Annotated in this window: 9 protein-coding genes; 1 reads left to right on the top strand and 8 read right to left on the bottom strand. The window is 38.7% G+C overall.

Translation table 11 applies throughout. The features are described 5' to 3' along the window. The first annotated feature begins 173 nt into the window (after window positions 1-173). Window positions 174-584: a rhodanese-like domain-containing protein gene (locus tag JNUCC23_RS14350; protein WP_062178093.1), complete on the top strand. Its 411-nt coding sequence runs from the start codon at window positions 174-176 to the stop codon at window positions 582-584. 908 nt (window positions 585-1492) lie between these two features. Here the strand turns inward: JNUCC23_RS14350 and JNUCC23_RS14355 are convergent. The 8 genes from JNUCC23_RS14355 to gcvPA all read right to left on the bottom strand — a co-directional run bounded on the left by JNUCC23_RS14355 (window position 1493) and on the right by gcvPA (window position 13021). Continuing rightward, window positions 1493-2242 (bottom strand): SDR family oxidoreductase, encoded by a 750-nt coding sequence (locus JNUCC23_RS14355; RefSeq protein ID WP_403070162.1) that lies wholly within the window; start codon window positions 2240-2242, stop codon window positions 1493-1495. 18 nt (window positions 2243-2260) lie between these two features. Next, window positions 2261-3277 (bottom strand): zinc-dependent alcohol dehydrogenase, encoded by a 1017-nt coding sequence (locus JNUCC23_RS14360; RefSeq protein WP_403070159.1) that lies wholly within the window; start codon window positions 3275-3277, stop codon window positions 2261-2263. A gap of 162 nt (window positions 3278-3439) precedes the next feature. Beyond that, on the bottom strand, window positions 3440-4126 hold the full coding sequence (locus tag JNUCC23_RS14365) for a GntR family transcriptional regulator (protein ID WP_403070156.1): 687 nt from the start codon (window positions 4124-4126) through the stop codon (window positions 3440-3442). Window positions 4127-4868: 742 nt separating this feature from the next. After that, entirely contained in the window at window positions 4869-6218 is a 1350-nt protein-coding gene (locus JNUCC23_RS14370; RefSeq protein ID WP_403070150.1) for a gluconate:H+ symporter, read from the bottom strand. A 48-nt stretch (window positions 6219-6266) separates the two neighbouring features. Next, complete coding sequence (gene gntK, locus JNUCC23_RS14375) at window positions 6267-7802, bottom strand: gluconokinase (RefSeq protein WP_403072052.1); 1536 nt, start codon at window positions 7800-7802, stop codon at window positions 6267-6269. A 632-nt stretch (window positions 7803-8434) separates the two neighbouring features. Beyond that, entirely contained in the window at window positions 8435-9454 is a 1020-nt protein-coding gene (locus JNUCC23_RS14380; protein WP_454212047.1) for a zinc-binding alcohol dehydrogenase family protein, read from the bottom strand. 767 nt (window positions 9455-10221) lie between these two features. Next, complete coding sequence (gcvPB, locus tag JNUCC23_RS14385) at window positions 10222-11679, bottom strand: aminomethyl-transferring glycine dehydrogenase subunit GcvPB (RefSeq protein WP_403070144.1); 1458 nt, start codon at window positions 11677-11679, stop codon at window positions 10222-10224. Beyond that, complete coding sequence (gcvPA, locus tag JNUCC23_RS14390) at window positions 11672-13021, bottom strand: aminomethyl-transferring glycine dehydrogenase subunit GcvPA (protein ID WP_403070141.1); 1350 nt, start codon at window positions 13019-13021, stop codon at window positions 11672-11674. Before gcvPA ends, gcvPB begins: the two co-directional genes overlap by 8 nt. Window positions 13022-13025: the final 4 nt, after the last annotated feature.

The raw sequence follows: 13025 nt of genomic DNA on the forward strand, positions 1-13025 counted from the left end.
AATAAGTAATGTCTATATGTGCGTGTTCAAAAAGGAGAATAAAAAGAGCCGAGAAGTTCGAGGAGCGCATCTCGAGAGGACCTGCGCGTATACAGTACTACGTAAGGACTGGAGAGACAGAGCTTTGAAGCAATTCGCAAGCTTTTTTACCGGACTTTTTGAATAACCTCTATATGTTGCTTAGTCTAGAAAGGAGTTTTACCGTGAGTTGGATTATATCACTCGTTATACTTATTGCACTTCTTGCTTACGCACTTTTCAATTTTTTCAGTCAGCGTCGTGCAGTTAAACCGCTTAGCCAGGAAGAATTTATTGAAGGATATCGTAAAGCACAACTTTTTGACGTTCGCGAACCGAATGAATACGAGGGCGGTCATATACTAGGTGCAAGAAACATCCCTTTAACACAAGTTAAGACACGCCTTACAGAATTACGTAAAGACAAGCCTATTTATTTATACTGCCAAAACAGTATGCGTAGCGGAAAAGCTGCTCAAATATTACGCAAAAAAGGGTACACGGACATCTACCAATTAAAAGGCGGATTTAAACAGTGGACTGGAAAAATTAGAACAGGCAAATAAGAATCCATCTTGTATGGGTTCTTTTTTTAATTAGGAAAACTGATGTATTCCTGATGTTATGACATTTCGAGTAGATATGAGGGGGATTTAACAAATAACTATCGGCAATTCACCTTTCAATTTGAACTTTAGCTGGTTTATTAAAATGGTTTTGTAAAGAGCGAGGCAAGAAAAAAAGGGGGAGGATTTTTATTAAATCCTCCCCCTTTTTTCCTGATGGTAGTTCAGTTTTCACTTGTGGTTTCGTTAAGACATCCCTTTCAATTCAACTTTATATTATGCTTTATTGAGGTAAGGCCAATAGGATGAATACTCCCGCCACTTCATTTTCTAATAAAATTTGAAGTGGGGGTTTCTAACGTATCGAACATTTCTGAACGCTTAACGTACGTTGCGTTGGCACAGTGGTGTGCTAGAAACACCCAACCCCTCTATCCCATTGGTCTTGCCGTTGGGACTTCTTTTTTCAGCTTATTGGGTTCACACCATTGTGTGCCTTGGCTGTTAGTTTTACCTTGAACATTTTACGGTACAAAGCCTTTCTCGTACTAACCTCATATGTTCAGTTATTAATGAACAATCTGTTCAGGAATATTGTATCACGAGAACAAGTGTTTCTCTATACAAAAAGGCCACTCACCCCCTCCCTTCACATTCCTTGAGTAAGAGGTGCTCTTACCTGAAGTTGATAGATTAGACAACGAAAGTAAAGATAATTATCGAAACAACATCACAACCACTTTTCACTTTACGTATCTCAACTTATCCCGCATTAACGGACAGTAAAACCTTCATTTTAAGATTTTATATAGAAAAAATTGAAGAATTTGAATAATAACACTGTCCGTAAATGCCCGATTGGTTCAACTAACCGTTAGCGAAAGCCCATCGCTAACGGAAGTTTCACTTTATCTTCCCATCCAACCGCCATCAACTACTAATAAATGACCGTGAATGTAATTCGATGCATCAGATGCCAAGAAGACTACAGATCCCATAAAATCCTCTGCCTGTCCCCATCGACCTGCTGGAATTCGCTCTAGAATTTGGCGATTTCTTGTTTCATCTTGTAATAATGCTTCATTCATATCTGTCGCAATATAGCCAGGAACAATGGCATTGACATTTACATTTTCTTTCGCCCATTCATTGGCTAATGCTTTCGTTAATTGTGCTACTCCGCCTTTCGCTGCGGCATAGGCAGGAACGGTTAAACCTCCTTGAAAGGATAATAAAGAAGCCATATTAATAATCTTCCCTTTACCTTGAGGTACCATGAATTTACCGGCTTCCTGACATAACAGCCAGACACATTTTAAATTCACATTGATTACGTCATCCCAATCCGTTTCAGAGAATGAAACAGAAGGAGATCTTCGTTGAATACCTGCATTATTGACTAGAATATCAATTTGACCAAGTTCCTTGACAACAGTCGGAATCGCCGCTTTCACTTGTGCCTGATTTCCCAAATCACACGGGATGATGACACTTTTTTGTCCCAATGCTTCAATCTCTTTTTGTACAGTATCATCACTCGTATTCCTTTGAAGTAAGGCTACTGTAGCTCCTGCTTCTGCTAAAGCTAAAGCCATTTTTCTACCTATCCCTCTTGTGGCACCTGTAATCGCGGCAACTTTACCATCTAATCGAAACATGTTCTTTTCCCTCCATTATTATGCATGTGGTCGAAATAATACTTTTAATGAATCTTCTGGGTTAGTCATTAATTCAAACCCTTTTTCAATTTCCTCTAATGGCAGTTCGTGTGAAATCAGCGGTGTTACATCAATTTGGCCACTTGCCATCATACTGACCGCCATGGCAAAATCTGCTGAACTGTAACATCTAGTCGTTGTCAAAGATAATTCGCGGAAATGCATAGCTGCTAGATCAACTGTTGGTGGTTGTTTAAAGACACTTACGACGACAATTTGTCCTTGTGTACGACAAACATGAAGCATTTGTTCAACCGTTACTCTTGTGCCGGCCACTTCAAAAACAACATCTGCACCTACACCATTCGTAGCCTCTTTCACGTGCTCGACTACATCTACTTTTTTACCGTCAAGAGCGATAAATCCCATTTCTTCGGCCTTACCTAATCGGTATGGACTAATATCAGAAATAAATATTTTACCCGCTCCAGCCAATTTTGCCGTTAAGGCAATTAATAAGCCAATCGGACCTGCCCCTAATACAACAACAGTATCCCCCACTTTAACGTTAGAACGTCGGACAGTATGGATGCCTACTGCAACTGGTTCTGCTAATGCCGCATGTATATCGGATAACGAATTCGGTACTTTATGTAAACGGTGTAGCGGTACAGCCACGTATTCGGCAAACCCTCCATGTGAATCAATCCCGATTAATTGTAACGTTCTACAAACATGTGAATTCCCTGATAAACAAGCGTCACATTTCCCACAGCTGATCGTCGGTTCGATGACAACGCGATCACCGATATTAAACGGAGTTTCGCCATTGATCTCTTCGATCATTCCACTAAATTCATGCCCCATTGCCAGTGGAGCTTTTGCCCGTGGGTGTTTACCTGAATAAATCATCATATCGGTTCCACAAATACCAGCATAAGCTACTTTAATAAGAGCTTCATTTTCCTTAATAACAGGTTTCGCTAATTCTCCAATGCTTACTTTTTTTTCAGATAGATACAAACCAGCTTTCATACTAACCGACTCTCCCCTATTAAGCGTTTTTATTTTCTGTGGAAAGGGGCGGGGCTTCGCAAAATCAGCTCCGCACCACCACCTTCATAAGGTGATGCAATTTTTAGAACCTGTACTTTTTTCACCGTTGGGCTTTAGATCAGATGCTCAAGGTGTTTTTTATTATTGTAAATCATCTTTCATTAAAGAATCATAGACCGTTGTTCTCGTATCCTGGAAATGTTCGAGTAATGTCTGTTCGATTAGATGATCATCCTGTGAAAGGAGCGCATCGATCATTAATCTATGTTTGTCTATTAATAGTTGGATCTCATCAAAATCCTTTTCAAATCGCTTTGTTGTCGCAACGAGTAGCGCTGTCAAAACTACTGGCTTTAAACTATACCAGACTCTCAATAATCGTTTATGCTTCGATTCAATGACGATTAATTCATGAAAAAATAAGTCCTGATAAGAAAAGTCAATCGAATTTCGATGTTCCATCGCCAAAGTCATCTTGTCTATCACTTTTGTTAGTTCCAGACTTAAATTCGTTGGATCTGTTTTACTTAAAGCTTTAAGTAAATATGTCTCAATTAAAATCCGAACATCATACAACTCTTCCATATCCTTTTTACTTAAGCCTAATACAACTGCCCCCATTCTTTCCAAGCGGATCAGACCTTCATTCGCAAGTACGCGTAATGCGTCTCTCACTGGTGAGCGACTAGCACTAAATTCTTGTGCCAAGTGATTTTCAGACAAAACTGATCCTACAGCAATATCACCCCTAATAATTTTTAGTCGTACTTCACAGGCTATCTTCTCGCCAATCGACACGCCCGTTAACCAAGATGTAGGATAATTCATTATATATAGATCACTCTCCTACGAAAATAAGTTGTGTACTTGTATACAAGTACATTTTATTATAAACATTGACAATTGTAAACAGTTTCATTTTGATTTTTAACTATTTTCTGAATTATACAATCGATTCGCAAAACGATTTGGCACTAGAAGTCAGCCAGACTTGTCTAATTCTATCAAGAGAATGAAATATTTTATAGAAAACAACCATGAGCGTCTGCTCCAAACCCTACGTTGAAAAAGGTTCAGGGTCTCAAACTGTATCACGGTGGTGCGGAGCTGATTTTGCGGAGCCCCGCCCCTTTTCCACAGAAAAAAGGTCAGACCCCACACTCTATATACCGTTTATCGTGTTAACGACACTTCATTAAACGATAGTATAGTAGATATGTGGTCTGACCCTAAAACCCTTTTTCAACTGATGAAGTTTATGAACATATTCGTTTCTCACTTTTAAACAACTAGTACTACATATCTAATTCCTTTATTCATCATCGAACAAAATTCCATCCACTTTTGTTTCCACTGTTTGAAACGACCTTCTCCGTTTACCTTTTCATATGTAGGTACTCCCCACTGTACCTTCATGAAACTGTGCGTAAACAGTCATCCAGAATACTATTTCACATACCATTCATGATTACATGATAAGAGTCGTCACTATTCCTACTATTCGCTAATTTAAGCGCTATCCTTTTTGCCCAATAAACCGATTACACTTTGTAAAAAAGGACGTCTTACCTTAAACAAATAAACTAAGAACTAAAACAAACGCAAGACCACATACAGAAATTAGTGTTTCAAGTACTGTCCAAGTAGCGAATGTCTCTTTCATTGTTAAGCCAAAGGACTCCTTAACAATCCAGAAACCAGTATCATTTACGTGTGATGCAATGATACTACCTGCACCTGTTGCTAATACCATTAATTCCATATTGACATCTGTTCCGGTCATCATTGGAATAACTAAACCAACTGTTGTTAACGCAGCCACTGTTGCAGAACCTTGAGCAAGTCTGATTACAGCAGCGATCAGCCAAGTTAAAATGAGTGGTGATATTGTACTACCTTCAAAAAGAACTGCTACATAATCACCAACACCGCCATCGATTAATACTTGCTTAAGGGAACCACCGGCACCTAGAATGAGCAACATCATACCGATGGATGCAATCGAAGCTTCTGCAGATTGCATCAGTTGTTTCATTGAAATTTTTCGTGCTACACCCATCGTATACATTGCAAGTAATACAGAAAGCAACATAACTGTAGTTGGTGCACCAATCATTTTCACAATGTCAATAAATAATGTTGGTAAATTCAACGCATCTTGAAATAAAGTAACGATTGTTGAAAATGCCATTAAAATAACTGGGAATAACGCTGTGAAAGCACTGATACCAAACCCTGGTGTATCTTCTATTTTAAATTGTTTTGCGTTACCTATGGAAGCCATACTTCCCATCGGTTCTTTTTCAAAAGCCGATGGTGCAAATTTTCTTGCAAATTTCGTAAATAGAGGACCCGCAATAATTACTGTTGGAACCGCAATAATGAGACCGTAAACTAATACTAGACCTACGTTCGCTCCAAATTCTTGAGCAATAACAGTCGGACCTGGGTGTGGTGGTAAGAATGCATGGGTAACTGATAATGCAGTCGCCATTGGCATACCTAACCATAAAAACGATATTTTCAAATGTTTCGAAATTTGATAAACAATTGGAATTAATAAGACGAGACCTACTTCAAAGAACAAGGCAATACCTAGAATGAATCCAGCTGCTACAACAGCCCATTGAATTTTCTTCTCACCAAACTTATCAATTAATGTCATGGCAATACGTTGGGCTCCCCCAGCATCTGCAATGAATTTACCAAGGATCGCTCCTAGCCCAAAGACTAAGGCGATACCACCTAGAGTGTTCCCCAACCCGTGTTGAACGGATGCAACAATCTCACTGATTGGCATACCTAAAGCTAAAGCAATCAAGAATGAAACAACAACTAATGAAATAAATGTATTCATATTAAATTTCATGATTAATACTAGTAAAACAATAATCCCCAATGCGACAATGACTAATGGCATAACTCTTTCTCCCTACTAACTATGTTATTTTTACTAATACAAGACTTATTAAAACTCTCCGTCTATGTTTCTTTGATACATTGCGATTTGCTCATATTCTTTTTCTAATGTACGAGCAACATTAATAAAAATAGGCATTAATTTACGGTATTCCTTCACATGATCAGGATTAGGTTTATGTTCATGTGTTTGTCCAATTAATTGTTCGACCACATCAAAATCTTCAATTTTACCAAGTCCATATAAACCTAAGATACAAGCACCTAAACAAGAAGACTCATAACTTTCTGGTATGATAACTTTTTGATCAAAAATATCAGCCATCATTTGACGCCAAACATCTGATCTGGCAAATCCGCCTGTTGCTTTAATACTTGTAACAGGCTCATCCATTGCCTCTACTAAAGCTAAATATACAGAATAGAGATTAAAAATAACGCCTTCTAGAGCTGCTCTAACCATATGTTCCTTTTTATGACTTAAAGTTAATCCGAAGAAGGAACCACGAACATCTGAATTCCATAATGGTGCCCGTTCCCCCGATAAAAACGGATGAAATAAAAGACCATTGGCTCCAGGTCTAACTCGACTTGCAATACGTGTAAGTACTTCATATGGGTCAATCCCTAATCGTTTCGCCGTTTCAACTTCACTTGCAGCAAATTCATCTCTTATCCAACGTAAGATCATCCCGCCGTTATTGACTGGACCACCAATTACCCAGTGGTTTTCAGTTAAAGCATAGCAAAAAATTCGGCCTTTTGGATCGGTCTGTGGTTTCGGAATCACCGTACGAATTGCCCCACTCGTTCCAATGGTTATTGCTACTTCACCCCCTTTTATTGCATTAACACCAATATTAGATAAAACGCCATCACTTGCTCCGAGAACAAAAGGTGTCGTTTCTAAAATACCCAACTCTTGAGCTAGATTTTGATAACAACCAGTCATAACTTTAGTAGTGGAAACGAGAGTTGATAATTTATCAGCTGTAATCCCCGCTACTTCTAACGCTTCTTCATCCCAGTCTAGTTTTTTAAGATTTAATAATCCCATTGATGAAGCAAGCGAATGATCGACTACATATTCGCCGAAAAACTTGTGAAATAAGTATTCTTTAATCCCTATGTATTTTTTTGTTTTGCTTGCAATTTCCGGACGATCATGTGTTAACCAGGCAATTTTACTCAAAGGAGACATTGGATGAATCGGTGTCCCAGTTCGCAAATAAATTTCATGACCGTTAAGTTCACGTTTTATTTTCTTTGCCCACTCTTCACTTTGATTATCTGCCCATGTTATGCAACGTGTTAAAGGTTTATCAAATTCGTCCATCGCGATAACCCCATGCATAGCAGTACTAAAAGAAAGAAATGATAAATCTTTAGGATCAATTTTTGATTTCTGCATGACATTCCGAATAGACCGTACGACCGCATCAAAAATCTCTTCTGGATCTTGCTCTGCTGTTGAAACATTTGGTGTGTATAATTGATAGCCATTGTTTTCTTGAGCGATAATTTCACCTGTTTCACGAAACAAAACTGCTTTCGTACTCGTTGTGCCTACATCTACACCAAGCATATACTTGTTATTGTCCATTTTTATTCTCGCCTTTCCTAACATCCTTGTGATTTATTATTTTTAGTAAAGTGGAAATTTTCGAATAACTAATTCACTATTTTTTTGATAATTGCTTCCTGATAAAAGTCTTCTTAGTTCATCAATAAACCGTCGTCTCATTAATAGATTTATGCATGCCAGTACCAGCTGGCATTTTGACCGCATGTTTAGTAATCTATTATGTTTGATTACATAAACGATTAATACTTGATCTGTAATCCTTGCTCTACATCATTTTCATTATTCTAAAATATGGTGACGCTACCAAAGTAACTAGAAATAATATTAAGCTTTACCACTTTTGGCAGTTAACTCTTTTAAAACGATTTCATTTTCAAACTAACTTGTATACAAGTATACTATAATACATTTTTGTTAATGTAAACCCTTTATTTCATAATTTTTTTGCAATGGATCAGCTGTAAAAATCAACCAATATTCTAAAAGACCTTGAACGAAGTATGGATCGATCTTTGATAAACTACTTCCACTTGTGCATATTTTCACATGTGTACAGTGATAAACGACAGGTAAAAAAATAGAAGCTGCCGAGGGGTTCTCGACAGCTAGAGAAGGTTACCCTTCCTCATTTCTTAGTCAAAAATAATGACAGCTTTCCTAACTTTCTCAGGGTTTTTTTCTACAAATTCAAATGCTTCTTTTGCTTCACTGATATGAAATTTATGCGTGATTAAACCATCATGCGTTAATTTCTTTTCATTGATCAATTGTACAACTTTGCCAAATTGATTGGTTTGAAGTCTAGAACCCGTAATCGTTAATTCTTTTTTCGTAATCGGCAATAGAGCGATAGAAGACGGTTTCTCATTGAAACCTAATGTAACCACATTACCAGCAGCAGAAGCTACATTAACACTTAATTCAAATGTTTGTGGTGTACCCACTGCATCAATAACAATATTTGCCCCTTCGTTGTTGGTAATTTCATAGATTTTACTTTCTAAGTTGACTTCAGTAGGATTGATCGTGTAGTCTGCACCATTTTCTTTAGCAAATTCCAATCTATTATTCGTAATATCTGAAATAATAACGGTTGCTCCATTTAGCTTAGCCATTTTTAAAACACAAATACCGATTGGCCCTGCACCTTGAATAAATACAGTATTTCCTTCTTTTACATTCCCTCTCCATGTAGCTTGGGCGCCAATTGTATATGGTTCAGCCATTACTGCTTCATCCCAGCTAATTTCTGGATCAACTTTGTGTAATTGTTTTTCTGGCAGGACTACAATTTCTCTCATACCACCATCTTCATGAACACCGAAAACCGATACCTCTTTACATACATTCGGTCTTCCACTTCTACATGCATAACATGTACCACAATAGCTAATTGGTTCAATGACAACATGGTCACCGACTGTTAATCCATTAACAGTAGAACCAATTTCGATAACTTCACCAGTCACTTCATGCCCGACAATCCGTGGGTATGTAGCGAGAGGATTCGTGCCGTGGTAAATATGCATATCTGAACCACAGATACCTACTCTTTTAATTTTCACTAGGACCTCATTGCCTTGTTTAATTTCTGGTTGAGGTACATCCAATACTTCAATTTTATGTGCTTCAGGAATCATAACAGCTTTCATTATCTTCTCTCCTACTAAAAAATTTTTTATAATTGCTAGAAACATTTATCGTGTATGAACAAAAATATGAAATGATCTCTTAAAATTTCCTTCTCAAGTTGATAGCCCTTTCAAAAGTCATTTCATTTAATTTGTTTAATAAACAAATTATTCTTTTACACAATATCATACACAATATCATTTAAGCTTTTCCTCGTCAATTGATAATTATTACTTCGTGGAAACCTTATTTAATAAAAGAATGTTGAAGATATTATGAAGAAGAACTATACGGTGAAGTTTTTATTCCTAATAGTGAGTGTTCAAAATGGAGGATAAAAAGAGCCGAGAAGTTCGAGGAGCTCATCTCGAGAGACCTTTCGCGGATGGAGTAATGCGTGAGGACCGGACTTGCACAGGTTGTGCTGACTTCTGTGTTGCGCACAGGACGTGCGCGGTTTTAACAGAAGGTCATTCATGAGCTTTGATGTTTTTTATCGGATTTTTTAAATAACCTCTAAAAGACTATTCAATGATTATTTGAATTAGGGTAAGAACCATCTTTTCTATTCTGCTCGCTATGTACCGTATTGTCTATTTTTATTTCCTTCCATTTTCCTGTTTCAAGTAAAGTAATGAGTAGAGATACCTATACCTCTAGAAAACAGAAAAAGAGGGTATCCAAAACGGAAAGGGTCAGACCCCACATCTACTATATATCGTTTAAACCGTGAACATGACACGATAAACGGTGCATAGAGTGTGAGGTCAGACCCTCCTAATTACTGCTACGATTGATAACGCAATATTGGTTTGCGGGCTGCTAGTGTTTCATCCAGACGCTTGATTACTGTCGTATGTGGTGCTTCTTGAACGATTTCTGGATTTTCTTCTGTTTCCTTGGCAATCTGGATCATCGCCTCAATGAATGAATCTAATGTTTCTTTTGATTCTGTTTCAGTTGGTTCGATCATCATACATTCCTCAACATTCAACGGGAAATAGATGGTCGGCGGATGATAACCGAAATCCAGCAATCTTTTGGCAATATCGAGCGTACGCACGCCTAGTTTCTTTTGGCGTCTGCCGCTTAATACGAATTCATGTTTGCAATGCTTATCGTATGGCAGGTCGTAATACTCAGCGAGCCTTCTCATCATATAGTTTGCATTTAGAACCGCATTCTCTGTCACGGCTTTCAAGCCATCCGGCCCCATTGAGCGAATATATGTGTACGCTCTAACATTAATGCCAAAGTTTCCGTAAAATGGCTTAACACGGCCGATCGATTGAGGTACGTCATATTCAAACGTATATTGACCATCTTTTTTAATAAGCACAGGCTTAGGCAAATACGGGATTAAGTCTTGCTTGACGCCAACTGGTCCAGAACCTGGGCCGCCACCGCCATGTGGTCCAGTAAACGTTTTGTGCAGATTTAAATGCACAACATCAAAGCCCATATCACCGGGACGCGCTTTGGAAAGGACAGCATTTAAGTTCGCACCATCGTAATACAGTTTTCCACCTGCATCATGGACAACTTTAGCCATTTCTAAAATATTTTCTTCAAACAATCCTAATGTATTTGGATTCGTTAGCATGAGTGCTGCTGTATCATCACCTACTACGCGTTTTAAATCCTCAAGATCAACCAAACCGAATTCATCGGATTTGACTGTGATCGTTTCAAACCCAGCAACAGTTGCAGAAGCTGGATTTGTTCCATGGGCAGAATCCGGGACAATGACTTTCGTACGTTTCGTATCTCCGTTTGCTTCATGGTACGCGCGAATCATCATTAACCCAGTCCACTCACCATGTGCTCCTGCAGCTGGTTGTAGTGTGACTTGATCCATCCCCGTAATTTCCACAAGATGTTCTTGAAGATCATACATGAGCTCAAGTGCACCTTGCACAGTGCTGGCATCTTGAAGTGGGTGAATATGGGCGAAACCGGCAATTCGAGCTACATTTTCGTTAATTTTAGGATTATATTTCATCGTACAAGAACCGAGTGGATAAAAACCTGAATCCACACCGTGATTACGATGCGAAAGTGCTGTGTAATGACGCATAATATCAAGCTCAGATACTTCTGGCAATTCCGCTTCCTCAACGCGAATATAGTCAGTTGGAAGCAGTTCTTCAAGTGAGATAGCTTCTACGTCCATTTCTGGTAGACTATAACCGATGCGTCCTTCGGTACTCATTTCAAAAACTAATGGTTGATCCTGATTATTCATGGCTATCCCCCAATTCTTGTACAAATGCATCAATTTCTTCTTTTGTTCTCAACTCTGTCACGGCTACAAGCATGTGATCTTGAAGTTCTGGGTACGTTAAACCTAGATGATAGCCGCCAATTATGTCTTTCGCAAACAATTGATCATTGATTTCACGATACGATGCTGGAAGCTTAATCACGAATTCGTTAAACGAAGGACCTTCGAACACGACTTCGATTCCTTTAGCTTGTAAAGCTTTTTTCGCATAATGAGCTTTTTGGATGTTTTGTACAGCCATTTCCTTTACACCCTTTTTCCCGAGTGCTGTCATAGCTACGGAAGCAGCGAGAGCATTTAGTGCCTGGTTCGAACAAATATTAGAAGTTGCTTTATCACGACGAATATGCTGTTCTCGAGCTTGAAGCGTTAATACAAAGCCACGTTTGCCATCTTCATCAACGGTCTGCCCGACAAGTCTACCTGGTACTTTACGCAATAATTTATTCGTTACTGCAAAATAGCCGCAATGTGGTCCACCAAATGCTGCAGGAATTCCAAATGGTTGAGCATCTCCAGCAACAATATCTGCGCCTAGTTTTCCAGGTGGGGTTAAGGCGCCTAACGCTAAGGGATTACTTGAGACAATAAACATCGCTTTTTGTTCATGAACGATTTTTTCAATCTCCTTTAAAGGTTCAATCCGCCCAAAGAAATTTGGATATTGAACGATGACTCCTGCAATATCGTCGCTGATTAATTCTTGCAGTGCATCCAAATCGGTTACACCATCAAGATGTGGAATTTCCACTACTTCAACACGCTGTCCCAACGCATACGACTTTACAACATCACGGGACTCAGGATGAACCGTACTAGAAATCAAGATTTTCTTACGTTTTGTATGCCCGCTACTTAGCATCGCTGCCTCAGCAAGAGCAGTTCCACCATCATACATAGAAGAATTGGCAACATCCATGCCAGTCAATTCACAAATCATCGTTTGAAATTCAAAGATTGCTTGGAGCTCTCCTTGAGAAATTTCCGGCTGATAAGGGGTATACGCTGTATAAAACTCAGAACGAGAAATCACATGGTCAACGATAATTGGTTGATAATGATCGTATACACCAGCACCTAGAAAAGAAGCATAGCGCTTTGCATCGGCGTTTTTCCCAGCCAATTTAGTAAGCTCTTTTAAAAGAGCTGGTTCTGATTTAGCAGGTTTAATCTTGTATTCACCTTGGAAACGTACGCTCTGTGGAATATCACTGAATAGCTCATCTATAGTAGGAACTCCAATTGCGGCTAACATTTCCTTTTGATCTTGGTCAGTCATCGGTAAATAGCGATGTTTAGTCATGAAT

Source organism: Peribacillus sp. JNUCC 23 (assembly GCF_053653995.1).